Annotated in this window: 19 protein-coding genes; 6 read left to right on the plus strand and 13 right to left on the minus strand. The window is 62.0% G+C overall.

All coding sequences use genetic code 11. The annotated features are described in order from the left end of the window. The 9 genes from ABSG20_RS12095 to ABSG20_RS12135 all read right to left on the minus strand — a co-directional run. A partial coding sequence (locus tag ABSG20_RS12095) for an ABC transporter substrate-binding protein (protein WP_423864732.1) occupies nucleotides 1-840 on the minus strand: 840 nt, incomplete at its 3' end. A 395-nt stretch (nucleotides 841-1,235) separates the two neighbouring features. Then, a complete protein-coding gene (locus ABSG20_RS12100; protein WP_423864733.1) occupies nucleotides 1,236-2,282 on the minus strand; it encodes a S1C family serine protease in 1,047 nt (348 codons plus the stop codon). 137 nt (nucleotides 2,283-2,419) lie between these two features. After that, nucleotides 2,420-3,574: a uroporphyrinogen decarboxylase/cobalamine-independent methonine synthase family protein gene (locus ABSG20_RS12105; protein ID WP_423864734.1), complete on the minus strand. Its 1,155-nt coding sequence runs from the start codon at nucleotides 3,572-3,574 to the stop codon at nucleotides 2,420-2,422. A gap of 251 nt (nucleotides 3,575-3,825) precedes the next feature. Beyond that, nucleotides 3,826-5,154: an efflux RND transporter periplasmic adaptor subunit gene (locus ABSG20_RS12110; protein ID WP_423864735.1), complete on the minus strand. Its 1,329-nt coding sequence runs from the start codon at nucleotides 5,152-5,154 to the stop codon at nucleotides 3,826-3,828. Nucleotides 5,155-5,167: 13 nt separating this feature from the next. Beyond that, nucleotides 5,168-8,374, minus strand: coding sequence for an efflux RND transporter permease subunit (locus tag ABSG20_RS12115; RefSeq protein ID WP_423864736.1), 3,207 nt, complete (start codon nucleotides 8,372-8,374; stop codon nucleotides 5,168-5,170). A 238-nt stretch (nucleotides 8,375-8,612) separates the two neighbouring features. Then, the gene (locus ABSG20_RS12120; protein WP_423864737.1) at nucleotides 8,613-9,599 is read right to left on the minus strand and encodes an ABC transporter substrate-binding protein; all 987 of its coding nucleotides are present in this window, start codon (nucleotides 9,597-9,599) and stop codon (nucleotides 8,613-8,615) included. 33 nt (nucleotides 9,600-9,632) lie between these two features. Then, entirely contained in the window at nucleotides 9,633-10,709 is a 1,077-nt protein-coding gene (locus ABSG20_RS12125; protein WP_423864750.1) for an ABC transporter permease, read from the minus strand. Nucleotides 10,710-10,753: 44 nt separating this feature from the next. After that, a complete protein-coding gene (locus ABSG20_RS12130) occupies nucleotides 10,754-11,680 on the minus strand; it encodes an ABC transporter permease (RefSeq protein ID WP_423864738.1) in 927 nt (308 codons plus the stop codon). After that, entirely contained in the window at nucleotides 11,670-12,494 is an 825-nt protein-coding gene (locus ABSG20_RS12135; RefSeq protein ID WP_423864739.1) for an ABC transporter ATP-binding protein, read from the minus strand. The genes ABSG20_RS12130 and ABSG20_RS12135 overlap by 11 nt, the downstream gene beginning before the upstream one ends. Before the next feature lie 344 nt (nucleotides 12,495-12,838). Between ABSG20_RS12135 and ABSG20_RS12140 the strand changes: the two genes are divergently transcribed. The 3 genes from ABSG20_RS12140 to ABSG20_RS12150 are packed head-to-tail and all read left to right on the plus strand — an operon-like array spanning nucleotide 12,839 to nucleotide 16,524. Further along, nucleotides 12,839-13,717, plus strand: a complete 879-nt coding sequence (locus tag ABSG20_RS12140; RefSeq protein WP_423864740.1) for an FAD binding domain-containing protein — start codon at nucleotides 12,839-12,841, stop codon at nucleotides 13,715-13,717. After that, on the plus strand, nucleotides 13,704-14,186 hold the full coding sequence (locus ABSG20_RS12145; RefSeq protein WP_423864741.1) for a (2Fe-2S)-binding protein: 483 nt from the start codon (nucleotides 13,704-13,706) through the stop codon (nucleotides 14,184-14,186). The genes ABSG20_RS12140 and ABSG20_RS12145 overlap by 14 nt, the downstream gene beginning before the upstream one ends. A gap of 4 nt (nucleotides 14,187-14,190) precedes the next feature. Then, entirely contained in the window at nucleotides 14,191-16,524 is a 2,334-nt protein-coding gene (locus tag ABSG20_RS12150) for a molybdopterin cofactor-binding domain-containing protein (protein WP_423864742.1), read from the plus strand. Nucleotides 16,525-16,705: 181 nt separating this feature from the next. On the opposite strand, the gene ABSG20_RS12155 is transcribed toward ABSG20_RS12150, so the two are convergent. Next, complete coding sequence (locus ABSG20_RS12155) at nucleotides 16,706-17,893, minus strand: tetratricopeptide repeat protein (RefSeq protein WP_423864743.1); 1,188 nt, start codon at nucleotides 17,891-17,893, stop codon at nucleotides 16,706-16,708. A gap of 379 nt (nucleotides 17,894-18,272) precedes the next feature. On the opposite strand from ABSG20_RS12155, the gene ABSG20_RS12160 reads away from it, so the two are divergent. After that, the gene (locus tag ABSG20_RS12160) at nucleotides 18,273-20,009 is read left to right on the plus strand and encodes a methyl-accepting chemotaxis protein (RefSeq protein ID WP_423864744.1); all 1,737 of its coding nucleotides are present in this window, start codon (nucleotides 18,273-18,275) and stop codon (nucleotides 20,007-20,009) included. A gap of 922 nt (nucleotides 20,010-20,931) precedes the next feature. On the opposite strand, the gene ABSG20_RS12165 is transcribed toward ABSG20_RS12160, so the two are convergent. Next, nucleotides 20,932-21,837, minus strand: coding sequence for a LysR family transcriptional regulator (locus ABSG20_RS12165; RefSeq protein WP_423864745.1), 906 nt, complete (start codon nucleotides 21,835-21,837; stop codon nucleotides 20,932-20,934). Nucleotides 21,838-22,004: 167 nt separating this feature from the next. Between ABSG20_RS12165 and ABSG20_RS12170 the strand changes: the two genes are divergently transcribed. Next, nucleotides 22,005-23,168: a mandelate racemase/muconate lactonizing enzyme family protein gene (locus tag ABSG20_RS12170; protein WP_423864746.1), complete on the plus strand. Its 1,164-nt coding sequence runs from the start codon at nucleotides 22,005-22,007 to the stop codon at nucleotides 23,166-23,168. A 191-nt stretch (nucleotides 23,169-23,359) separates the two neighbouring features. Here ABSG20_RS12170 and ABSG20_RS12175 read toward each other — a convergent pair whose 3' ends face one another. After that, nucleotides 23,360-23,797 (minus strand): VOC family protein, encoded by a 438-nt coding sequence (locus ABSG20_RS12175; protein ID WP_423864747.1) that lies wholly within the window; start codon nucleotides 23,795-23,797, stop codon nucleotides 23,360-23,362. A gap of 259 nt (nucleotides 23,798-24,056) precedes the next feature. Between ABSG20_RS12175 and ABSG20_RS12180 the strand changes: the two genes are divergently transcribed. Beyond that, nucleotides 24,057-25,199, plus strand: coding sequence for an asparaginase (locus ABSG20_RS12180; protein ID WP_423864748.1), 1,143 nt, complete (start codon nucleotides 24,057-24,059; stop codon nucleotides 25,197-25,199). A gap of 160 nt (nucleotides 25,200-25,359) precedes the next feature. On the opposite strand, the gene ABSG20_RS12185 is transcribed toward ABSG20_RS12180, so the two are convergent. Continuing rightward, complete coding sequence (locus ABSG20_RS12185) at nucleotides 25,360-26,358, minus strand: aldo/keto reductase (protein WP_423864749.1); 999 nt, start codon at nucleotides 26,356-26,358, stop codon at nucleotides 25,360-25,362. Between the last annotated feature and the right edge of the window lie 392 nt (nucleotides 26,359-26,750).

Genomic DNA, 26,750 nt, shown 5'->3' on the forward strand with positions numbered 1-26,750 from the left:
GGTGTCCTTCCAGAAAGTCGAATTGGTCGCCTGCGAGGCGACGCCGAACATCGGTATCGGCACCTGCTGGCTCTGCCATTGCACTGTCGGCTGCACGCCGACATGCGAGATGCCGGTGATGATCACATCCGGCTTCTCGCCTTCGATCTTGTTGAAGATCGGCGTGAAATCGGTGGTGTCGGGCGAGAAGCGGATGTGGTCGAGAACTTTGAGCCCGACCTTCGGCAGGCAGGCCGCGTAGCCGGCGTCGAGCGGCCCGGTCCAGGCGGCGTCCTCGCTCATGATCACGGCGGTCTTCATCTTGAGGCCATCGACCAGCATGTCCTTGGCGGCGTCGCAGACGAGCTGCGACAGCGCGCCCGAGGTGAGGTAGCCGTGGAACGTATATTTATTGTGTGCGTAGTCCTTGGCGATATTCGCGGTGATGACGTCCGAAGCGGCGCCCGGCGTAATCATGACGGTCTTCAGCCGCGCGGCCCAGGGCTCCAGCGCCAGCACGACTTCGCTGATGTAGCTGGCGATGACGATGTTGACCTTGTCCTCGTTGACCGCGCGCTGGAAGGCGCGAACGGAATCGGCCGAGGAGGAATGGTTGTCGTAGGTGATGATCTCGATGTTGCGTCCGTCGACGCCGCCCTTGGCATTGATTTCGTCAGCCGCCATCTGGGCGGCCTGAGGGATCGAGGCGCCGGCGATCGCCTGGGCTTCCGCGATCACGCCGATCTTGATGGGGTCGGCGGCCAGCGCCGGACCGGACGCCGTCGCAAGCAGGCCGAGCACAATAGCGCCGGAAAGCCGCCGCAATGACCCGGAGAACGGTGGCTGGGACGTTTTTTTCATGTCGTTTCTCTCCGCTGGATAAGGCCTCTTGGGCCTCTTGTTTCTGCCCTTGGACCTATCAAGCCATGCCTGCGAACGCAAGCCAAGCAAAACCGCGTCGCAAATACCTTGACGATGGCGCAACTAAAGTAGGTCAAGGGCGGGTTGGAGCCGAAGGCGTAACCCGCCATCTCCCGACACGATAGGTCGTGCATCCATATAAATTAACAAATCGTAGTCCGTCGTTCTCTGAAGTGGCGGGTTACGGCTTCGCCTCCAACCCGCCCTAAGGACCTAAAGTAGGTGTAACGGCCTCATTCCACCCCTGAGAGCAAGGGCGCCGGGCGAGAGATCACGCATGTGCGTGGATGGTTCGACAGAATCGAACCAACCCTCAAGCTCTATGGAACCAGGCCCTATCGCGCCGACGGCTTGCGTTCGACCGGGTGGATGTCGATGGTGCGCAGCCGGCCCATCCGCAGCACATCCATCTCGATGGTGCGATCGATCCGCTCGCGATCAAGCGTGCGGATCAGATCATCGACGCCGTTGATGTCCATGCCGTCCAGCCGGATCGCGACATCGCCGGGCAATAGCCCGGCTTGTGCCGCCGGCCCGTCAGGCTCGATTCCCGTCAATAGCGCCCCCATCTTGTTTTCGACACCGGCGACCACCGCATGCCTTCTTGGAACAGGCGCGGTCTGACCGGACACGCCGATATAGGCGCGCCGGACATAGCCGTGCCGGATGATTTCCGACAAGACAAACTGCGCGGTATTGCTGGCGACCGCAAAACATATGCCCTGCGCGCCGCTGATGATCGCGGTGTTGATGCCGATCACCTCGGCCGCGGACGATACCAGCGGTCCGCCCGAGTTGCCCGGATTGAGCGCGGCGTCGGTCTGAATGACGTCTTCGATGGTGCGGCCGGTCACCGAGCGGATCGAGCGGCCGAGCGCCGACACCACGCCCGCCGTGACGGTCGATTCAAAGCCCAGCGGATTTCCGATCGCAACCACGAGCTGGCCGCGGCGCAGGCTCTTGGAATTGCCGAGCGAGGCGTAGCGCAAATCCCGCGCGCCATCGGCGCGCAGCAACGCCAGATCGGTGTCGGGATCGACGCCGAGGACGCGACCGTCGGTGACGATGCCCTCATGGTCGCGCAGCCTGATCTGCTTTGACGCGCCGACCACGTGGCTATTGGTCAGCACCAAGCCGTCCGGGGAGATGACGATGCCGGAGCCGGAGCCCTGCCTGGCGCGCTCGCGCGGGTTCTTGGCGTTGGCGCCGACCTCGACGCGCACCACCGCGGGACCGACCCGTTCGGCCACGCCGATCACGGCATGAGAATAGGCGTCGAGCAAGGCTTGCTCGCTGGCGGCGGTTGGTTCGGCCGATGGCGTTGACCGGCTCTCATCTGATTGGTCGAGTGTGAATGACGTGTCGTGGGTAAAATCCAGCATCGCGGGTTCCTTCGCCCGTCAGATGGTGGCGCTGTTTTGTTCACGCAAGAGGCGCGGGTCAGCGCCGCCCATGTGGCCGACGGCGGCGGGATGGAGCCTTGCGGGTCCCATCCCGCCGTCTCGACGCGGCCCGATACCTAGGCGGCGGCGGCAAGTCCAAGTTTTTGCGAAGCCATTGCCGCGCCCTTCAGGCGACTGGTGATCTTCTGGAAGGCGATGTCACGCGCCAGGTCCGGCGAGCCGTGCTTCGGCTTGATGTCGATGGAGAACGGCGAGAAGCCGCAATCATCGGTCGCGCCAAGCTGATCCCGCGGAATATAGCGGGCCGCGGTCACGAGATCGTTGCAGACTTCCTCCGGCGTCTCGACCCGCGGGTTCTGCGGGTTGATCACGCCGATGAAGGCCAACTGTTTCACGCCCTTGGCATCCTTCCGGATCTTCTCGCCGATCAGCTTGTAGACACGCTCCTTGTCCGGCTCGCTGGAAAGCTGCATCAGGAAATAGCCCGCGTTCATCTCGAACAGGCTGGGCAGCAGGTCGGCGTAATCAACATCAGCGCTATGGGTAGCGTCGCAATCGCCACCGGGGCAGGTGTGAATGCCGATGTTCTTGCGCTCCTCCGGCGTGAAGCGGTCGAGCACGCGGTTGTTGAGCGCGATGAAGCCCGGCAGCATCTTGCGCCCGGTCCAGGGATTGTTGGGATCGTTGCGGCAGGCCAGCCGGCCTTCGGTGAAGTCGATCGAGACCCGCTTGGCGCCAGCCTTGAAGGCCCCGCGAATATCCTTCTCGCACTCGTTGACGAGGTCGGAGTGGAACTGCTCGCGCGTATAGCCCGGCACTTCCTGGTCGAGCGGATATAACAGCGCCAGCATGGAGGGCGCGATCACCGCCTGCTTCAGCGGCTTGGTCGCCATCTTGATGGCCTTCTCGACATATTGCGACGCATAGGTCCGGTACCTGAACGGCCCACCGGTCAGCCGCGGCAATTGCCGGTGATGGCCATCGGTGAAGATCGCAAAATACTGGCCGTCGAGCGCCAAATGATCGGCGACGCCGGTTCCCGCCAGCGTATCGGCCAGTGGATAAGTCGCAAAACTCGACATCCGCTGTTCGCCGTCGGAAACGATCGGCGAGCCGGTCGCCTCCATCCGCTTGATCGAGTCGAGACACGCGGCATCCTGTTCGCGCTCCAGCGCCTCATGGTTGATCTTGCCGGCATCGTAAGCCTTGATGGCCTCCTGCAGCTTCATCGGACGGGGCAACGATCCAACGGGTTCGGTGGGGATCGGCATGGCTTCCTCTCCTGTGCAAATTGCTGGGGATTTTTTTGGACAGACCGGCTTACCTAGCTCTGTACAGACCAGTCTGTCTCAATTGAATTCCGGTTCGGGGCGACGGTCAAGTATCTGCCATGATGATGGGGTCGATCATTGCCGCCGCTGAAGGCAACAAAAATGCCGCGCGTGACGCTAAGCGCGCGGCACGCTTGGTGCTCGACGGCTGGGCGTGCGGATCCTAAGGGTTCAGCGCCCGAGCCGGTCTCTTATTGTTTCAAAGCTTCGGCAATCTTCTGGTCGGTTGCGACCTTGACCCTGCCGCCTTCGCGCAGACTGGTTGGCGGATTGAGCACGATGTTTTCGCCGCCGCGCAGGCCATCGCTGAGTTCAAGCGTGGCGCCGGAGTCCCGGTACACGGTGACAGGCTGCAGGTGGATGCTTTTGTCGTCGTTGATGAGCGCGACCCGCAATCCCCCCTGATTGAAGATCAGGGCTTCCGCCGGGATGACGGCGTTGGGATGCTCGCGGGGAATCGCAAACGACACATTGACGAACAGGCCCGCGCGCAGGATATGCGCGCTATTATTGACATCGACCTCGACCGCAAGCGTCCGCGACGACGACAGCAGCGCGCCCGAACTGCGCGCCACCTTGCCGGCGAAGCTTCGGCCGGGAAGCTCAAACACCTGGACGTTGGCATCGAGACCATCACGCATCGCGATCGCCAGACTCTGGGGCACGTTGACCGAAACCCGCAGCACATCATCGCGCACCATCGTGAACATCGGCGTGCCACCCCCGGTATCGGCATTGACGAGGTCGCCGATGTCGACGTTGCGCACCGTCACCACCCCGTCGAACGGTGCCCGGACGCGCTCGAACTCGGCCAGCGTCCGCAGCCGGTTCACCGTTGCTTCCTGGGCCTGAATATTGGCCTCGGCTAGCTTGACGCCGGCATGGGCGGCATCGAGGTTGGCCTGCTGCGTCGAAACGTTGGCCTCCTGGGTGTCGTGATTTTGGAAAGTATCAAAGCCCTTCTTCACGAGATCGTCGGATCGCGCGAAGTTGGATTTGCCAAGTCTGAGGTTCGCCTCGGCCAGGCTGACCTGGGCTTGGGCTTGGGCCAGTGCCGCCTGGACCTGTCCGAGCTGCGCCACCGCCTGATCGAGCTGACGATCGAGATCCGGTGCGGCGATGCGCGCGAGCACGTCGCCTTTCTTGACGCTGCTGCCGATATCGACCATGCGCTCGGCGACGTAGCCGGTGGCGCGTGCGAAGATGTTGGCGCGATCGAAGGCGTCGGTCTGCCCGGGCAATGTCGTCTCGATCGGATCGGACAACACTTTCACCGTTGTGGTGCGCACCGCCGGCACGAAGTCGATGGCCTCGCGCTGGGTCTCCGCGGCGGCCGCGTCGGTTCGCCAATGGCCAAGCGCTCCGTAACCCAGCACCAGAGCGACGACGACCAACACGGCGGCGAAAAGCCATTTGGAGGGCGGCGGAGGTACCGCCGACGGCCCAGCCGGCTTATCGTGGGCCTTTGGCGCCGTTTCGTCGGGCGGCTCGGTCACGGGCATTTTCTCGATCTTGTTCATAGCTCGATCTTGCTCATAGATAGTCTTTCAGGGGCTCGGCCTTGCCGGTCCGCAAGACGGAATAGAGAAAGGGCACAAACAGCAGCGTCGAGCAGGTGCCCACCAGGATGCCACCAAGCACAGCGCGTGCCAGGGCCGCGTTCTGCTCGCTGCCCTCGCCGAGGCCAAGCGCCATCGGAATCAATCCGACAAACATCGCGGCCGCGGTCATCAAGACCGGCCGCAGCCGGGTCTCTCCGGCCTTGAGCGCGGCCTCCACGGCGCTGCATCCGGTTTGCTCACGATGCTCGCGGGCAAACGTCACCAGAAGGATGGAGTTCGCGCTGGCGACGCCGACGCTCATGATCGCGCCAAACAAGGAAGGAATCGAGAACGTCGTCTGGGTCACGAACAGGCTCATCACGATGCCGCAAAACGCCAGCGGCAACGCCGCCAGCACCACGAAAGGGTCACCCCAGCTTTGAAAGTTGACCGCCATCAGGAGATAGACGGCGATCATCGCGATGGCGAGGCCGATGCCGAGGTTCTCGAAGGCGCTGTGCATATCGGCGATCTGGCCCAGCACCGAGATCCGATCCGGAACCGGCAGATTTGGCTGCTCATCCTGCATGATCTTTTCGATCTCGCGGCTTACCGAACCGAGGTCCCGATCCTGCACGCTGGCGAAAATATCGTATTTCGGCTGGGTGTTGAGATGATTGACCACGGTCTGCTCCGACTGCCGGCGCAGTTTGGCGACGTTGTTGAACAGCGTCACCACACCTCCTGACGACGCGTTGGCTGCGGCCTGGACGAACAGCGGGGTGTTACCGACGTCGGTCAGCGAGTTGTTGCGGTATTCAGGGGTTTGAACCCAGAGCTGATAGGGGATGCCGGTCTTGGGATCGGCCCAGAAATTCGGGGTGACCTGAAAGCTGCCGGCCAGCGAAATATTCAACGTGTTGGCGATCTGCTGCTCGGTCAAGCCGATTTCTCCCGCCATCTGCCGATCGATGTCGGCGAAAAATTCGGGCGCGTCGGTGATCTGCTGGATATGAACATCGACCGCGCCGCGAACATTACGCAGCCGCTGCTCGATGTGCTTGGCGACTTCAAGATCCTTGGCGGCGTTGCGGCCGGTGACCTGAACGTCGATCGGCGTCAGCGTACCGAAGTCCAGGATCTGGGTGATGATGTCGGAAGGCTGAAAGTAGAACACCGTGTCCGGGTAGGTTTCATTCAGGACCTTGCGCAGGGCTTTCCGGTAGGCGTTGGTCGGCGCATGACCTTCCCGGAGCGAAATCAGGATCTGGCCGTCATAGTTCGAAACAAACGATCCATCCCCGAACGCAAAATTGTAGTTGCTCGCGGGCAGTCCGATGTTGTCCAGGATCAGTCCGAGATCGTCCGGCTTGATCACCTTGCGGATGGTATCCTCGACGGCCGCAAAAGTCTGCTCGGCGGACTCAATGCGCATCCCCGACCGGGTGCGGACATGAAGCGTCAGTTCGCCGGCATCGATCTGCGGGAAATAATCCTGCCCGACGAACGTAAAGAGGCCGGCGGCGAGCGCGACGACGGCGCCGACGACGGCGAGCGTTGCGATCCGGCTGCGGATGACGACATGCAGCAATCCGAGATATCCGGCGTGGAAACGCGCAAAAGAGCGTTCGAAGCCGGCATGAAACCGCGCGAACGGTCCTGGCCGGCCTCCGCCCGATTCGCCGTGCTGGCGCTGTGGCCCGCCGAAACGCCGGTCATATTCACGTCTGACCAGCACGTCGATGAAGATCGGCACGATGGTTCGCGACAGCAGATAGGACGTCAGCATCGCAAACACCACGGCATACGCCTGCGGCGTGAACAGGAACTTTGGCGTGTCCTTCAGGAACAGAACCGAGACAAAGGCCGCGCAGATCGCCAGCGTCGAGATCAAGGCCGGCTTGGCAATTCCGGCCGCGCCCTCGGCGACCGAATTCCGGAATGGATGGCCCTCCTCCATCAGACGGTAGGTGTTCTCGATCGCCACGGTGGCATCGTCGACCAGAATGCCTACCGCCAGCGCAAGGCCGCCCAGCGTCATGATGTTGATGGTTTCGCCCATCAGCGCCAGCACCGCGAGCGACGTCAGGATCGAAAGCGGAATAGAGATCAGGACCACCAGCGTGGACCGCCACGAGCCGAGGAATAACAGGATCATCAGGCCGGTCAGGCCGGCGGCGATCACGGCCTCGCGGACCACGTCGGCGATGGCGCCGGAGACGAATACCGACTGGTCAAACAACAGGTCGATCTTGGCGCCGTCGGGCGCCGCGGCCCGGATCTGCGCCAGAAATCCTTTGACGTTGTTGACCACCGACAACGTCGAGGCCTCGCCGTTTTTCAGGATCGTCAGCAAAATGGAGCGGCGCCCGTTGGCGCGGACGATATTCTGCTGCGGCGGGGCGCCATCCCGGACGTAGGCGACGTCACGCACCAGAACCGGCGACCCCGCCACCACCTTGATGGGCAGCGCGTTGAGGGCCGGGATCGCTTCCGGCGCAGAGTTCAGCCGGATCGGATATTGCCAGTCCCCGATCTTGGACTGGCCGGACGGCACGGTGAGATTTTGCGCGGAAATCGCGTTGGTGACATCGAGGGGGGTGAGACCGTAACCCTGCAGCGCGTGCATATCGAGATCGACCATGATCTGCCGCGGCGCGCCGCCATAGGGCGAAGGCAATGTCGAACCCGGCACCTGGGTCAGCGTCTGACGGATGCGGAATTGCGCATAATCGTAAAGTTGCGCTTCGCTCTGCTTTTCCGATGAGAGCGCGAGCTGAACAACCGGAACCGACGATGCCGAAAAGCGCATCACGATCGGAGGCTGGATGCCAGGCGGCATGAGCGCACGGATCGAATTCATCGCCGACACAACCTGCGCGATCGCCAAATCGATCGACACCCGCTGATCGAAATAGATCTTCTCGATCGCCACGCCCTGCAGCGTCGTACTCTCCATCCGCCTGATGCTGTTGACGTTGTTGGAGAGCGAAAACTCGCTATAGGTCGTGATCCGCTGTGCCATGTCCGTGGTGTCGAGGCCGGTGTAGGTCCAGACCACGACGACAACCGGAATATCCACCGTTGGCAGGACGTCTTTCGGCATCACGATGATGGCACCGACGCCGCCCAGCATCATCAGCAATGACAATACATAGAAGGAGACGCGGAATTTGAGCGCGTATTTAACGAGCCCCATTTAAACCCTTCAAGAAAACTTCAATCGCCGGGATCGGCTCGATTTCCAGATTTTCAACCTAGGCAAAGCGCCGATGTTGCGCCGCACAAATTGTCGTGAGGAGCGCTGACATTTAAGGAGGGCTGATCCCAAAAAGGCGCATGTCACGAATCCGAGCAGCCGTCGATCGCTGTGCTGGCAGGAGCGGGCGGCCGGATCTGCCGGCCGCCCGCTCCGATCAATTGGCCCTTCGGCTCGATCACTTCATCGCTTCGTAGACGGCGAAGGTGTAGGCGCCTTCCGGCTTCTTGGTGATGACCGGGTCTGATCCGCCCGACAGCAGGGTGGCGACCGTCCGGTCAAAATCCTTGACGTCCAGCTTGCCGTCGGCGGCGCCGAGCAATTTGCCGATTTCCCCCATCATCCGCTTCTGGTCCTTTTCGGTTTTCGCGCCGGTGGTGTCGCCGGCGAGGATGATCTTCACGGCCTCGTCCGGATGGCTCTTGGCGTAGTCCCAGCCCTTCATCGAGGCCTTGACGAACTTTGCCATCTTGGTGACGAATGCCGGGTCTTTCAGATTTTTCTCCAGCACATAGAGGCCGTCCTCCAGGGTCGCTACGCCCTCGTCTTCATATTTGAAGACAACCAGCTGGCTCGGCTTGTAGCCGCCATCGATGACCTGCCAATATTCGTTGTAGGTCATGGTCGAAACGCAGTCGGCCTGCTTCTGCAGCAGCGGATCGACATTGAAACCCTGCTTGATGATCTTGATGCCGGTGGGCGAGCTGTCGGTCTTGATGCCAAGCTTCGACATCCAGGACAGGAACGGATACTCGTTGCCGCCATACCAGACTCCAATGGTCTTGCCCTTGAAGTCGGTGGGCTTCTTGATGCCGGTCTCGGCGCGGCAGGTCAGTTCCAGTCCGGACTTCTTGAAGGTCTGCGAAATATTGACCAGCGGCACGCCCTTTTCGCGCGACGCCAGTGCCGACGGCATCCAGTCGACCACCACGTCGGCACCGCCGCCGGCGATCACCTGCGGGGGCGCGACATCGGGACCACCCGGCTTGATCGTGACGTCGAGGCCTGCGTCCTTGTAGAAGCCCTTTTCCTTGGCGACAAAGTAACCGGCGAACTGGGCCTGCGCGACCCACTTCAGCTGGATGGTGACGGGGTCGGCCGCCTGCGCGGTCGAAAGCGACACGCCTAAGGTCATGCCCGCTGCGAGTGCCAGTATTTTTTTCATTCGATACTCCGAAGCTTCTGAGAACCCGCCGAACTAGGTTCGATAGGATGGATGCCAGAAAGTAGTCGCGCGCTCGGCGAGCGCGACAAGTCCGTAAAAGGCCATTCCCGCGATCGCGGCAAGCGCGATTTCCGCCCACACCATGTCGATCGCCATTCGGCCCGCTTCCGTCGAAATCCGGAAGCCGATGCCTTGGGTCGGGGTTCCGAAGAACTCGGCGACGATGGCGCCGATCAGCGCCAGCGTGGCGTTGATCTTCAGCGCGTTGAAAATGAACGGCAGCGCCGCCGGCAGATAAAGTTTGGTCAACATCTGCCGGTGGTCGGCGCCGTAGGATCGCATCAGATCCCGCTCCATATGGCCGGATGCGGACAGGCCCGCGAGCGTATTCACGAGCATCGGGAAGAAGGTCACCAGCGCCACCACGGCGGCCTTCGACGGCCAGTCGAAACCGAACCACATCACCATGATCGGCGCTACGCCTACCAGCGGCAATGCCGAAAAGAAACTGCCCAGGGGCAACAGGCCGCGCCCGAGAAAGGGGAAACGTTGCGCTGTGATCGCGACCAGAACGCCCGCACCGCAGCCGATGACATATCCGATCAGCACGCCGCGCACGAAGGTCTGGACGAAATCCGCACCGAGGGTCGGCAAGGACGCGGCGAATCGGGCGGCCGCGGCACTCGGCGCCGGCATGATCACCGGGGACACGCCGAAGCCGCGCACCGCCACTTCCCAGAGATAGAACACGGCAGCCCCGAACAGCAGCGGGATCGCCAGGTCGAGCGCGCGGCGCGCCGACCCCGCACGCGGCCGCGCGGTCGCCAACTGCATCACGCAAAGGGCGGCTGCAAGCCAGGCCGCCAGCACCATCGCCCAAAAGCCCGCCGCGGCCGATCCCGCGAGATCAGGGTCGCGCAGCAATGCGAGCGTGGTCGCAGCGGCGCACAACACGCCGGCGAGACCGGGCGCGATGGCCCGCGATCCGCCCGCCCAGGCCGCGGCCGCGAATAACAGCGCTGCCGCGAGCGTCAGCGCCAACAGCATAGGCCGCGCCGGCAACGCGGCGGCTGCCTCAAGCGAAAGCGGCAAGATCAGAGCCAACAGCATGGCTGCGGCGGCGAAGACGAATCCCAGCCTCAGCTTGTGCGTGTTCACGGCCGCGCCCCCATGCGCAAGCCGACCAGTCGTTCGGCGAGGTCCACCAGTCCGATCAACCCCGAGGCCAGGATCGCCGCCGCCAGCAGCGCCGCCCAGATCTGGATGGTCTGGCCATAGTAGGATCCTGCCAAAAGCCGGGCGCCGATGCCGGCCTCTCCTCCGGTCGGAAGCTCAGCCACAATGGCGCCGATCAGCGAGATCGATATCGCGACCTTGAGGCTCGCGAACAGGTAGGGAACGGCCGACGGCCAGCGCAGTTTTGCGAGCACCTGCCTTGGGGTTGCCGACCATGTCCGCATCAGATCGAGCTGCATCGGGTCGGGCGCGGTAAAGCCCTTCACCATCCCGATCGTGATCGGGAAGAAACACAGATAGGCCGAAATGATCGACTTCGGCAGCAATCCCTGCAGCCCGATGGCGCCGAGCACGACGATGAAGATCGGCGCCAGCGCCAGGATCGGGACCATCTGCGAGCAGATGATCCAGGGCAAAAGGCTCTTCTCCAGCACCCGGCTGTGCACGATCATCAGCGCCAGGGCGATGCCCAGCATCGCCCCGAGTGCGAAGCCGAGCAACGTCGCCGACAATGTCACTGCCGAGTGATAGACCAGGCTGCGCGGCGCGGTCGGCGCATAGCCGAAGACCCCGTCGGTGAAGGCTGAGATGACCTGGTGCGGCGCCGGCAAAAGCGGCCGCTCCGCGCTCATGGTGCCCGCGATCAGGTCCGAGATGGTGTAGGCCGTCTCCTCCCGTTCGAAGGCGTCGCGCACCAGCGAAAGGTTCATCAGCACTGCCGCAATGTACCAGATCGCCATCAGCGCCAGAACGATCGTCCCTATAGGCGCATAGCGAACCAGCAACGGATGACGCCGCAGCGTGCCGGCAGAAGGCGTCGCGAAAGCGAGCGCGCTACTCGTCATAGGAATGCCCGGCCCGCAGGCCAACGCGCACGCGTTGCGCGATCCTGAGAAACTCGGGGGTCTCGCGAATTTCCAGGGTGCGATGGCGCGGAAAATTGCAATCGACGATATCGATGATCCGCCCCGGGCGCGGCGACATCACCACGATCTTGCTCGACAGGAACACGGCTTCGGGAATCGAATGGGTCACGAACAAGACGGTCTTTCCGGTTTTGTCCCAGAGCTGCAGCAGTTGCTCGTTGAGATGGTCGCGAACGATCTCGTCGAGCGCGCCGAACGGCTCGTCCATCAACAACAGCGCCGGGTCGAACGACAGCGCGCGGGCAATCGAGACCCGCTGCTGCATGCCGCCGGACAATTGCCAGGGATATTTGCGCTCGAAACCACTGAGATTGACCAGCGCCAGATAGCGCTCGGCGCGCTGTCGCTGCTCGGCCTCGGAAAAACCCATGATCTCCAGCGGCAGTTTCAGATTCTTCTCGATGGTGCGCCACGGGAACAGCGCCGGGGCCTGAAACACGTAGCCATACCTGCGCTCGAGCCGCGCCTGCTCCGCACTGACGCCATTGACCAGAAGCGCGCCGGCCGTCGGCTGCTGCAGATCGGCGATGAGGCGCAGCATCGTAGTCTTGCCGCAGCCCGAGGGTCCGATGAAGGAGACGAACTCGCCGTCGGCGATCTGCAGGCTGACATCCGACAGCGCATCGACCTTGCCGTCGGCGGTCTGGAAGGTCAGCGAAACATTGTGGACGTCGACCGCCAGCCGCCGCGGCGCCGATCCTGATTGAGCCGTGGCATCCACTGTCTTGTTCATGGTGTCTTGTTCATGGTCACCGGTGCGATCGGAGCAATCGACACTTGTTTGCCGCCCGGCCGCAGCGTAGCTCCGGGATGATCTGGCATCAATGACTTCGGCATCGTCCGGCCATGAGCAAATAGTGACAAACGCCGCTGCAAATGGCGCGCTCAATGTTTACGCACGCGGAGATATTAATGGGCAAGAACAACCATCGGGGTCCAACATACCCCTATCGGATTTTCAAATAGCCGAAAAGCGGCGCGATATTTTGACTTGCGCGGGGGGCCGTCTCATACTTCGAAAGCGGCTTGTCGCCCCGAGCGCCAAGACCGCGTTTGGACTGCCTGCACCCGAGCGCCATGAAGCCTGCTGCCTTTAAATATATCGCCGCGACCTCGCTTGCGCAGGCGCTGGCGCTGAAGTCGGAGCATGGCGACGAAGCCAAATTTCTGGCCGGTGGACAGAGCCTGATGCCGACCATGAATTTTCGCCTGGCCCGGCCGGCGATCCTGATCGACATCAACGGGATCGGGGATTTGGCCGGTATACGTCCGTCGGCGCAAACGACGCGGGTCGGAGCGCTGACGCGCTACCGGGCCCTGCAGCGCGACCCGGCCCTCGCCCGCCAGTTTCCCCTGATCGGCGAGGCGCTGCCGCATATTGCGCACCCGCAAATCCGCAACCGCGGCACCATCGGCGGTAACCTCTCGCACGCCGATCCGGCTTCGGAGCTCCCTGCGATCACCCTGGCCCTGGGTGCCCGATTTCGCGTTCAGGCCCTCGAACGCGAACGCTGGATTGAAGCCTCGGACTTCTTCGTCGGCGGTCTCACGACCGATCTTGCGCCCGATGAAATGCTGGTGGAAATCGAATTGCCATTGCTGCTGCCGCGCACCGGCACCTGCTTCATGGAGATCGCACGCCGGAAAGGCGATTTTGCCATCGCCGGCGTAGCCGCTGTCGTGACACTGGACGATCAGGATCAATGCAGCGATATCAGGCTGACCTTATGCGGGGTCGGCGAGACCCCGATCGATGCCAGTGCGGCGGCGGCTCTCCTCACCGGGCAGGTCCCGGGCGAAGCGGCGGTCCGCGACGTCGCGGCCGCGGTGCAGGCGATGATCGATCCCGGCGGCAGCGTTCACGCCACCCCTGACTATCAGCGCCATGTCGCCGGCGTTCTTACCGAGCGCGCGCTGCATTTAGCCTATCAGCGGGTGCGCCATGGACAGGGATGATCACGACATTACGCTGGTGGTGAATGGCAGCAGCAGCCAGCGCCGGGTCGAATCGCGCATGCTGCTCAGCGACTTCCTGCGTCACGAGCTCGGCCTTGCCGGCACCCATGTCGGCTGCGAGCATGGCGTCTGCGGTGCCTGCACCATCCTGTTCGACGGCGAGCCGGTGCGGGCCTGCCTGATGTTGGCGGTTCAGGCCAACCAGCACGAAATCTCGACCATCGAAGGCCTTGCCAGTAAGGACGGCGAATACCACCCGCTGCAACAGGCCATGCACGATCACCATGGCCTGCAATGCGGCTACTGCACGCCGGGCATCCTGATGACCATGTCGGCCTATCTGCGGGAAAACCCCTCGCCTACCGAAGCCGAAGTCCGCGAGGCGCTGTCGGGAAATTTGTGCCGCTGTACCGGATACCAGAATATCGTCGACGCCGTGATGGCGGCGGCGAACCGCATGCGGGTCTGAGCCGATGTCCACCCGCACCTTCGGCGAACCGGTCAAACGCAATGAGGACCGCAGGCTTCTCACCGGCCAGGCGCTGTTCATCGACGACGTCGAGCTGCCGGGCATGCTGCACGCCGCCTTGTTGCGCAGCCAGGCCGCGCATGCCCGCATTTTGAAAATCGACGTGCGCAGGGCCTTGCAGCGGACCGGCGTGGTCGCCGCCTATGCGGCCGGCGATCTCGGCGACTACTGGCAGCCCGGCCCGGTCCTGGTGCCGCCTCCGCCCATCGCCGGCATTGTCTTCAACGCGCGCACCCAGGTGCCGCTCGCGAAGGAAAAAGTCCGTCACGTCGGTGAGCCCCTGGTGATCGTGATCGCGGAGAGCCGCTATATCGCCGAGGACGCGCTCGATGATATCGACGTCGAACTCGAACAGCTCCCCGCGGTGGTCGATCTGGAACAGGCGCTCGGCGACGGATCGGCGCTGGTCCACGATGACGTCGGCTCCAACGTGTCAGCTCACGTCCGGCAAACCAAGGGCCATTATGCGGCGGCGGCGGCACAGGCTGATCACATCATCCGGCGGCGTTTTCACTACGAGCACGGCATTTCCTCGCCGATCGAAACCCGCGGCGTGGTGGCGCAATGGGATGGGCGCGCCAATCAGATGACGATCTGGGATACGACGCAAGCGCCGGTGTTCGTCCGCAATGGGCTGGCCGGCGTGCTCGGGCTCAACGAGCGCCAGGTTCGCGTCATCGCGCCGTTCGTCGGCGGTGGTTTTGGTCCGAAGATCATGATGTTCTATCCCGAGGAGGTGCTGCTTCCCTGGGTGTCCATGCAATTGAACCGGCCGGTCAAGTGGATCGAGGACCGGCTGGAGCATTTCTTTGCCACCACCCACGAGCGCGGCCAGATTCACGATGCCGAGATCGCGCTCACCAAGGAGGGGCGGATCCTCGGCATCAGGGACGTGTTCCTGCATGACGGCGGCGCCTACGATCCCTATGGCCTGACGGTGCCGATCAACAGCCAATGCACCCTGCTCGGCCCCTATGTCGTGCCGAACTATGACAGCACTTTTACGCAGGTGTTCACCAACCTGCCGATCGTCACGCCGTATCGCGGCGCCGGCCGCCAGCATGGCGTATTTGTCATGGAACGCCTGCTCGACTTCGCCGCCCATGAGCTGAACATCGACCCGGCCGAAATCCGGCGGCGCAATCTGATTCCGCCCGAGGCCTTCCCCTACAAGAACGAAATCATCTACCAGGATTTTGCGCCGCTCGAATATGACAGCGGCAACTACGAGCCGGTGCTCGACATGGCGCTTGAGGCGATCGGGTACAACACCTTCAAGGAGGAGCAGGCCGCGGGGCGGCTCGAAGGCCGCCATCTCGGCATCGGCATTGCCTGCTACGTCGAAGGCACCGGCATCGGCCCCTACGAAGGTGCAAAAGTCCAGGTGCAATCCAACGGCAAAGTCAGCGTCGCCACCGGGATCGGCACCCAGGGCCAGGGACATTTTACCGTTTTTGCCCAGATCGCGGCCGACCAGCTCGGCGTTGCCGTGACCGACATCAACGTCGTCACCGGCGATACCGATCAGTTCTACTGGGGCGCCGGCACTTTTGCGAGCCGGGGCGCGGTGGTCGCCGGCAACGCCGTCAACGAGGCCTCAAAGGTGGTGCGCAAGAAGGCGCTGAAACTTGCCAGCGACCTGTTCGAATGCGCCGAGGAAGACCTTGTGATTGACGACGGCAAGGTCTCGATCGTGGGCATCCCCGAAAAATTCGTCTCACTCGGCGATCTCGCACGGCTTGCCAATCCGATGCGCGGCGCGGTCCAGCCCGGCACCGAACCGGGGTTGGAATCGACGCAATATTTCGGCCCCAGGATGGGCGCGACGGCCAACGGCGTCCACGCCATGATCATCGAAATGGATCCCCGGACCTTTGAGCTGAAGATCATCAAATACGTCGTGGTGCATGACTGCGGCACCGTGATCAACCCGATGATCCTGGCCGGCCAGATCCACGGCGGCGTGGCGCAGGGCATCGGCAACGCCTTCTACGAGAAACTGGTGTTCGACGAACAGGGACAGCTGCTGAACGCCTCGCTGGCCGACTATCTCTTGCCGACGGCCCTGGAAGTGCCGCGGATCGAGCTCGCCCACACCGTGACCAAATCCCCGCTCAATCCCCTGGGCATCAAGGGCGCGGGCGAAGCCGGCGCCATTCCGGTGGGACCGCTGTTTGCGCAAGCGATCGAAGACGCGCTCGATCTCAAAGCCCGGGGCGTCGAATTAAAAGAAATCCCGCTCAGCCCGAGCCGGCTGTTCGAGCTCAGCCGGCAATGACGCTCGAACGGGGCGCCCACAAGGGGCGCCCCTACGCCATGTCGATCCCGGTAGCAACCCTTGTGGTCGCCCTCCTTCCGCGCCTCCGCATCGAGGCAAATTTTTCTAAATTTTGCCAGTCCATGGGGGCTTGAGGGTCATGGCGGCGGCGGGAAATTGGAGGATTCCAGTCTGGCTTTCGTCATCTCGATCGCCCGGCCGTAGTCGGCGAGCGCTGCGTCGTTTTCGTCATCTCGATCGCCCGGCCGTAGTCGGCGAGCGCTGCGTCGTTGTCGTGCTTTCGCGCATGGGCCAGGCTGCGGAAGCGATAGGCATCCGCGTCGCCGGGGTCGATCTCGATCTGCCTGGTGAAATCATCGATCGCGTGGTCATAATCGCCTTTGAACGTGTAGGAGCGTCCACGGCTGTTATAGGCGTAGGCGTTGTTCGGATCGATCTCGATCATGGCGGTGAAGTCGGCGATGGCACGGTCGACCTCGCCCATCAACGCATGGATATATCCCCTGATACGATGGCCATCGACGGATCTTGGATTGATGTCGATCGCCGTGCTGGCATCGGCAAGGGCGTGGAGGGCGTCGCCCCTCCGCACATAGGCATCGCCGCGCATGGCGTAAGCCAGGGCGCATTGAGGGTCGATTTCAATCCAGCGGCTGAAATCGGCGATGGCGTGGACAAAGTCGCCCTTGCGCAGGAAGGCTTCTCCGCGAGGCCGGTAACCGTCGAAGCCGCCCTTGGGCTCGATTCCGGTCGCCATGTTGAAATCCGAAAACGCGCTGCCATGCTCGCGCCTTTTCTCACGGTGAGAACCGCGAGCCATATAGGCCGCGATGGATTTGGGGTTGATCTCGATCGCCCTTGTCGCGTCGGCGATCGCACCGTCCAGGTCGCCCTTGTCGGCTCGGGCGATGCCGCGATTACTGTAGGCCACGTCGTTGTTCGGATCGATGTCGATCGCCTTGCTGGAATCGGCGAGCGCTCGATCGTCATCGCCCCTGCCGCCGTAGGCGGCGCCGCGTATCACCAAAGCGTCGGCAAAACGCGGGTTGATCTCAAGGGCTGAGTTCGCATCGGCAATGGCTTCGTTGAAATCGCGCTGCCGCCAACGCGCAGTGGCGCGGCGATCATAGGCGATGGCGCGATCTCTCTGCGAGAGGTCACTGGCCTCGATCAGGCGCGTGCAGGCGGGAATGGCGAGGTGGTCGGCATCAGGCGCGTTACAGGACAGCCAGTCCTGATCGTCCCGGGCCAGCGAGCCACGAGGCACGGACAACAGCACCAGCGCCATCAATGACACCCTGATGATCGATAGCCTGATGATCGATGGCGAGAACCCGACCGCCGCAATATCCGAATGATGAGGCCGCATGCTCCATCCTGGAGTGTAAGGATGAGCAATGCAAGGTACGTCCGGAACCAGACAGGAACCAGGCGCGGTCGCGCATCAATGAGATCAGCCGCGTGGCATCGTCGGGGGCGGCGGCCCGATCAGACTCCGCGGAGCGGGCTGGCAGACTTTCAGCTTTCGCCCGACCCCCGGATCGCTCATGATACTGCGATCAATCGCATTTTCGCGTTTTTGGCGCAGCTTTGGGTGAGTTTGGTAGTGCATATCAATATTATCAATTATAGATTGAAACTTTTTGAGACACAGAACTCTGACGGAGGCCGAACGAGGTCGATAACCAGGTAAAAGGAATTCTTAAAGGTAACACAGTACGACTACGGCCGATTTTATGGAGCGGCCGATGGCATTCGGATCGGGAGAAAGTGGCTTGGTTTTTTGGCGCCTTAACCTGGGTCCAAAGGCCGTCCTGAGCGCGGCGCTCCTGATCGCAGTCAATACGGCGCTCGTGGTGGGAGCGGGCTACGCGTCGCTGACGCGCGACTTCGATACCCGCGCCAAGCGCGATATCGACGTCAACCTGCGCACGCTCAGTCTGGCTTTTGGTGAGGCCTTCCCCGCTGCGAGGATTGTCCTCCGGGAGGGCATCGTCGAGCGCATTGAAATTCCGCAGATGCCGGAATTCGGCGATCATGCGATTGTGGACCGGGCCACTTCCTATGTCGGCGGCACGGCCACACTGTTCGCTTACGACGAGGCGTCGCAGCAATTCGTCCGCCGAACGACCAATGTGAAGAAAGAAAATGGCGACCGGGCCGTCGGCACGCAACTGGCCGCCGATCACCCCGCGCAGGCGATGCTGCGCCGCGGCGAGACCTATAAGGGCCCCGCGATGCTGTTCGGCCGTCGTTTCTACACGGCCTATCAGCCTGTGTTCGGTGGCAACGACAAAGTAATCGGCATCGCCTATGTCGGCATTCCCACAACTCAACTCGATAGCATGCTTTGGCAGGCGCTCTGGGCCATGGCCATCGCCGCCGCCATCGCCGCTCTGCTCGTGCTCGCGATCACGATGCTGCTGGTCCGCCGGATCACCAGGCCGTTGCAGGCCGTCGCGGCAACGCTGACCGTTCTGGCCGACGGCAACACCGAGGTCGAAGTCCAACACGCCGGCCGCCACGACGAAATCGGCATGATCGCCCGAACCGTCGGCATCTTCAAGAACCACCAGATCCAACATACTGAGCTCGAGGCCGAACGCATCAGCACCGAAAGGCTCGCGATGGATCGCCGGCTGGACGAGCGCAATCGATTTGTCGAGGAATTCCGCACCAGGATCGGCGGCATCATCGAGCGGCTGCTGGATTCGTCGGGACAGTTTGAGAAGGATGCGCACCGGCTGTCCCAGACCGCCCATACCACGGCCGAGATGTCGGGCCAATCCGCCGCTGCTTCCAGGCAGGCCTCCGGGCACGTCCTCAGCGCAGCGACCGCTTCGAACGAGCTATCGCAGTCGATCGTGGAAATCAGCCGCCGGGTTGCAGAGTCGAACGGCATTACCGCCGATGCCGTCAGGCAAGCCGGCGCCACCGATCAGCGGATGGCGGAACTGTCGGCGGCGGGCGATCGGATCGGCGAAGTGCTGAAGCTCATCACATCGGTTGCGGCGCAGACCAATCTCCTGGCGCTCAACGCGACCATCGAGGCCGCTCGGGCCGGCGACGCCGGCCGCGGATTTGCGGTGGTCGCGCAGGAGGTGAAGAACCTCGCGGGCCAGACCGCCAAGGCCACCGACGAGATCGGCTCCCACATTGCCAACATGCAGCGCGCCACCGGCGAATCCGTCAGCGCGATCCGGGCGATCGGGACGACGATCGAACGCATCAGCGGCATCACCACCTCGATTTCCTCTGCGGTCGAGCAGCAGGACACCGCGACCCAGAGCATCGCCGCAGGCGTCGATGCCGCAGCCAGCGGCACCCTCGTTGTCGCCGATAACATCGAGCGCGTCGCGCACAATGCCCGCGAAACCGGAACGACATCGGGCCTGATGCTGAAATCGGCCAAGCAACTGTCGGAAGTGAGCACACACCTCAAGGCCGAGGTCGAGAGATTCCTGGATAGCGTCCGCGCGGCCTGAGTGCGCCCCGCGTAGAAGCCATGAATTTTTCGCAGCCCGATTGACAGTTCCTGTAACCGCGGTGCCGGGCAAAGGCTGCTCCTCTCAGGATGAGGACCTTCGAACCGTCATTGCGAGGAGCTCTTGCGACGAAGCAATCCAGCTTTTCTTTCTGCGGCGGCGATGGATTGCTTCGCTCAATCGGGCGCGCGTTCGCGCGCCCGATTGGCTCGCAATGACGAGCCAAGATATGCACCTTATCACCCCTATTTTGAGCCAGGCTTTCATTCGAAAGGGTTTCATGTGCAGAGGGTCGGTGCCGCCGGTGGGTAACTCGGGATGAGGTCCGGGGAGGATGCCGATATGATCAGCCACTAGATCAGCGTTTCCGAAGTTCTGATCATATCGGCATCCTCCCAGGTCCTCATCCTGAGGAGCATCGCGCAAGCGATGCGTCTCGAAGGATGGCCGCAAAGGACGGTCCAAGCTGCCATCCTTCGAGACGCAAGCCTTCGCCCTCTGGGGCGAAGGCTTGCTCCTCAGGATGAGGACCGAGAGCCCGGAAACGATTGGTTTCACGGAATCGCTCAACTAGTCCGCATGAGCCAACGGGTCGGCGCGAATGCGCCGCCCGATGACAGGCTCCGCGATATGCCGGACCGCCGCAAGGAGGAAGTCGGATGTCGCTTCGCTCATCCGGGCTACGCTTGCTTTCTGCGTCATTCCCCGACGCGCCAATTGGCGCGTCTGAGGGCGCGCTCTTGCGCGAGCCTGGAATTCATAACCACCAATCGGGGTTATGGATTCCGGGCCTGCGTCCTCAGTCGGCTATCGCCGACTGGAAGGCGCATCCCGGAATGACGCTGGGAGATTTTGCGACTCTCTCGATGCGACTTATGTTCTCGGTAGCCGCGCGGTAGAAGTCGACCCGGCTCGCTCCCCGTCAAGACGGTGAAACGTCAACGTGCTCAAAGGCCGCCCAGACCAACTCGGCCGCATGGCTCTGGCGCGCCACGGGCCGAAAGAGACGAATTTCGATGGGTATCTCCAAACCCGGATCGCCAGCCTCAACCAACCGGCCGGATGAAATGTCGTCCTCGGCCAGTGTTCGGGGCAGCCATGCGACACCATCTCCCGCGCGCGCCATCGACAACAGCGTTGCGGCAAGATGGGAAGTGAAAATCGTCTGGAGCGTGAAGGCCCGACCTTTGCCGCACCGGGCGGCAACTATTCGGCCCAATCCCGACTGTGCACTATAGGCAAGGTACTTCACGGATTTCCTTCCTCGAAGGCTCCAGCGAGGAACTCCAGTCTGGTCAGGCGCGCTCAACGGAACCAGGGTATCAGTCCCGACCACGATGCTCCGGAATTGTCCAGTCTCAACTCGGCTACTCATGTTCTGGTGGTAATGACAGAGCAAAAACTGGGTATCGCCCCGCAGCATCATCTGTTCGCAAGCCTGCATGCTGTCGGAGATCAGGTTGAGATTGCCAAGCGCCAACAGTTTTTCATTACTGCGAACCCATTTTGGGAAAAACGTGAAAGATAGCGCATGCGTTGCCGCGATCGACAGGGGCCTTGTGCCTCGACCCGAAACTTCGACTGTGTCGCGGCGCAATTGATGCAAGGCCCGGGTCAATACTTCGGCCTGATTGTGAAAATGCTCACCCGCCGGCGTCAGTGAAACGCCATGCGTCGTGCGGGAGAATAGTGCCGCGCCGACCCAACTTTCGAGTGCCTTAATCCTTCGGCTAAAGGCCGGTTGAGTGACGTGACGCAAGTCGGCAGCCCTGGAAAAATTCAGGGTTTCTGCGAGCGCAAGGTAATCCTCCAGCCAAATCAGTTCCATGGTAATGCCGAAACCACATAACTAATATCGCTCTTAGCATTGGTTCTGGGTTCGATCCAGCCTTAACGATCCTCCTGACAAGACCTGCGCGATCGGCCCGACGCGTGTCAGTCCGATCCGGGGTCAGAGCTCACAAAACCCCTGCGAACCAAAGGAAGGAACATACCATGCGTATCGTCGATGTCGTCGAGATCACCAAGCCCATCGCCTCTCCGATCCGGAACGCCTATATCGATTTTTCGAAAATGACGGCGAGCCTTGTCGCCGTGGTGACGGATGTCATGCGTGATGGTCGCCGCGTCGTCGGTTACGGTTTCAATTCGAATGGTCGCTATGGTCAAGGCGGCTTGATCCGGGAACGCTTTCGCAATCGTATCGTCGAGGCTGAACCCAAGAGTTTTCTCAACGACGAGGGCACCAATCTCGACCCGCATCGAATCTGGGCGGCGATGATGTCGAACGAAAAACCCGGCGGCCACGGCGAGCGTTCCGTAGCCGTCGGCACGCTCGACATGGCTGTCTGGGATGCAGTCGCAAAGATTGCCGGTCAGCCCCTGTTCCGCCTTCTGGCAGAGAACAAGGGCCATAAGGCCAATCCGCGCGTGTTCGTTTACGCCGCTGGCGGCTACTATTACCCGGGGAAAGATAATTCCGCGCTGCAAGCTGAAATGCGCGGCTATCTCAATCGTGGCTACAACGTCGTGAAGATGAAGATCGGCGGCGCGTCGATCGACGAAGACCGTGGGCGGATCGAAGCCGTGTTGAAGGAGATTGGATCGCAAGCTCGGCTTGCGGTCGATGCAAACGGACGTTTCGATCTTGAGACCGGCATCGCTTACGCTAAAATGCTGCGCGACTATCCGCTGTTCTGGTATGAGGAAATAGGCGACCCGCTCGACTACGCCCTGCAAGCCGCACTTTCGGAATTTTATCCGGGACCGATGGCGACGGGGGAAAATCTGTTTTCGCACCAGGACGCGCGCAATTTGCTGCGCTATGGCGGAATGCGGCCTGATCGCGACTGGCTGCAATTCGATTGCGCTCTCTCATATGGCCTCGTCGAGTATCTGCGAACCCTGGATGTTCTGGCCCAGCACGGCTGGTCGCCGTCCCGCTGCATTCCCCATGGCGGACATCAGATGTCACTCAACATCGCGGCGGGCCTCGGCCTGGGTGGCAATGAGAGCTACCCAGATCTGTTCCAGCCTTACGGCGGGTTTCCCGACACTGTCCGGGTTCAAGATGGTCATATCACGATGCCGGAACTGCCCGGGATCGGCTTTGAGGGCAAGTCTGATCTTATCAAGGTCATGCGCGAACTGGCCGAATAGCCGCCCGCTTCCAGGCGATACAACAGGCGCGAGGGTGAGTGGCCAAGCTCCACGACCTCTGCGGCAAGCGAACGCGGCCGGACACGTTTTGCTACAGCGGCCTTTCCATCCCTCGTTGCTCTCACATTCCATTTTATGGCGGACATGTCGGCTCCAATGCGCCCCACGAGCTTCGGGTGTCGCCGCGCGCATCAGCCGGCATATGCCGTGTCGAGGTCGGCGATGACGATCTTATGCATCTTCAGCATGGCCTGCATGGCGCGATCGGCCTTTTTGCGATCGGGATCGCCGAGATAACGGCCGAGGACCTTGGGCACAACCTGCCAGGACAGGCCGAATTTGTCTCTGAGCCAACCGCATCTCGATTCCTCGCCGCCGTCGGCGATCAGCCTGTTCCAGAAGTAGTCGATCTCTTCCTGGCTTTCGACGCTGATGAAGAAGGAGATCGCTTCGTTGAACTTGTATTTCGGGCCGCCATTGAGGGCGTTGAACTTTTGTCCCTCGAGCTCGAAGGTGGCCATGAAGTCGTTGACGGTTTCGACCTTGGCATTAGGAAACACCGATTGGTAGAAGGCGACGGCCTCGCGGAGGTTGTTATCGAACCAAAGGAACGGCGTGATGGAAGTCATGCGGGAATTCCTCGTTGCGACCCGGCCGTGTCCCGGCACCCTTCCAAGGCTGCCGGATATCGGTCTCTTATAGTGTAAGCGTGGATTGACAAAATTCGAATGCTAGAAAACAATTGTCTGACGCGGGTGAACAAGACCCTTGAAACTCGCCCGGCCTGCCTTCATCGCGGGACTGCTGGCCACCTCGGCCGCAGCGTGATCAAGCTCGGCTCAATTGAAGCCGCATCGCGTATTGATGGCCTAAAGAAAGGTCAATTCGATGAGCAAGGACAGCGTCAGGCCAGCGCGCCGCCGGCAAAGCCGGATATCGATGCGCGCCATTGCCGTGATCACGCTCGCACTGTGCTCATTCGTGATCAATGCGGCGGCACATGCCGCAGAGCCAGGCAAGGATGCGGGCGCGGCCACCAATCTGCCGCGAGTTCTCGTACTCGCGACGGGAGGGACAATCGCAGGTCAGGCAGAGTCTCGTGCGACCGGCGCGTACAAATCCGGTCAGATCACGGGAGAACAACTGGTCCAGTCTGTCCCAGGCCTGGACAAACTGGCGAAACTGAGCGCCGAACAGATTTCGTCGATCGGATCCCAGGATATGAACGACAAGGTCTGGTTTGCGCTGGCCCATCGTATCCAGCAGGCCTTCGACAACAACGAGGCCGATGGCGTCGTCGTGACCCATGGCACGGACACGCTGGAAGAGACCACGTTTTTTCTGGATAACGTGCTTAAAGGTGACAAGCCGGTGGTGATCGTGGGTTCAATGCGTCCGGCCACCGCGGTCAGCGCCGATGGCCCCGGCAACCTGTACGAAGCAGTCCAGGTCGCGGCCGATCCGCGTTCTCGCGGGCGCGGGGTCATGGCCGTGCTGAACGACAAGATCGAGGGGGCTCGCCTGGTCACCAAGACCAATACCACGAGCATCGAGACGTTTAATTCTCCCAACGGCGGACCAATCGGCTATGTCGATACTGCCGGTGGTATTCGCTTCATGGCGCAGGCTTCAGGGCTGAAGCGCGCGACCTATGATCTGCCGGCGAACGAGCCATTGCCCCGCGTCGAGATCGTATACTCGCACGCCAACATGGACGCCGTTCCGATTGAGGACGCTATTTCGCACGGCGCGAAAGGCATCGTTCTGGCCGGCGTCGGCGATGGCAACACGTCGAAGCAAGCCCTCGACGCACTGGAACAGGCTGCGAAAAAGGGCATCATCGTCGTTCGTTCCACGCGGGTCCGATCCGGCTTTGTTACTCGAAATGTCGAGGTTGATGACGACAGATACGGATTTGTTGTTTCCGAGGACCTCAGTCCCCAGAAGGCGCGCGTTCTTACTCAACTGCTGATCGCCAACGGCGTGACAGCGCCCGCCAAGTTACAGCAGGCCTTTACCGCCACGTGGTAACTGGCCGGGGATCTTCACCGTCATTGCGAGGAGCCCGTGCGACGAAGCAATCCAGCTTTTCTTTCTGTGGCGGCGATGGATTGCTTCGCTCATTCGGGCTCGCGTTCGCGCGCCCGAATGGTCTCAATGACGAACCAGGAGATGCACCCTATCAGCCCGCTCATCGTGGTTCGCCGGAGAATTCCTGCCGCAGGGCCGACAGCCGGTCGAGCGCCGCTTGCGGCAGCGGGCCTTTTTCGACCGCGGCGAGTGCGTCCTCGAACTGCCGCGGCGTCGCCATGCCGACCAGGATCGTGCCCATCGCGGGGTGAGACAGCGCAAACCGCGTGGCGGCTTCGGTCAGGCTGGTGGCAAACCCCTCCTTGACCAGCGGGAGCAGGCGGCCTGCGCGGGCGACATCGGCATCGTAGCTCATGGCCGAACCGATCGGCTCGGGCGCCGGACCCGCGATCGGGTGACGCTCTGATGAGCCCGATAAGGCGCCGCCCGCCAGCACGCGGATGCCCACCACGCCAACGCCGGCTATCTTGGTATGATCGAATAATCGTCCATAATCCTGCGCCGGATAGTTTTGCGGCAACGGCTCCGCGGCAGATGGATTGAGCATGTTGTAGACGACCTGGGCGCTGTCGAAGGCACGTGCATCGATCACTTGATGCAGGGCCGCCGTGTCGCCCAGGGCCGTGATCCCGAGGAAGCGGGTCTTGCCATGCCGACGCAGCTGCTCGAATGCCGGCACGACGTCGTCCAGCACCTGTCGAACGCTCAGCGCCGATCCGCCCCCGGCCTCGGTAATCTCGTTGTGCAGGTGAAAGATGTCGACCCGGTCAAGACGCAGACGCGCCAGACTGCCTTCGAGCGACGTCTTTACGGCTTCGGCGATGCGGCCGAACTCGCCGGGGGGAATGCGGACCTTGGTGCCGACCGCAACGTTGGCCGGCTTCAGCTTTTGCAGGACGCGGCCAAGGTTCTTTTCCGACTCGCCGTTGCCGTACTGCACCGCCGTGTCGAAGTAGTTTACGCCGGCGGCGATGGCGCGCGCGATGGTACGCTCCTGGTCGGCAGGATCGCCGCGTACCATCAGCCCGCCCACCGCGCCGCAGCCAAATCCGAGCACCGAGAGCTGCATGCCCGTGCGCCCAAAGGTCCTGCATTGCATCTCTGTTCCTCCGTCTGCATGCATCATTGACGATGATGAATTAAGCCGTTGTTGTAGGGTGGGCAAAGCCTGCGGATCGCGCGAACGCGCGCACCCGATGGCGTGCCCACCATCTTTTCGCATCTGAAAATGGTGGGCACGGCGCAAAGGGCGCCTTTGCCCACCCTACGTAATGGTTAACATAGAGCATGACCGAAAAATGCAGCCGACGAAATACCGGATTTTCACACCGTCATTGCGAGCCACCGGCCCGGCGCAAAGCGCCGTCCGGTGTGCGAAGCAATCCACAGCCGCGTACGCGGCAAGATGGTAGAGTAGGAGTGTGGCGCAGTGAACTTTAGGCCCAGCATATCTGTTACCGCCCCTTTCGTTTGGCGGTGCCTTAGCGGCTG

Origin of the sequence: Bradyrhizobium sp., from assembly GCF_049512235.1 — a bacterium.
In the GTDB taxonomy this organism is placed as follows: Bacteria; Pseudomonadota; Alphaproteobacteria; order Rhizobiales; family Xanthobacteraceae; genus Bradyrhizobium.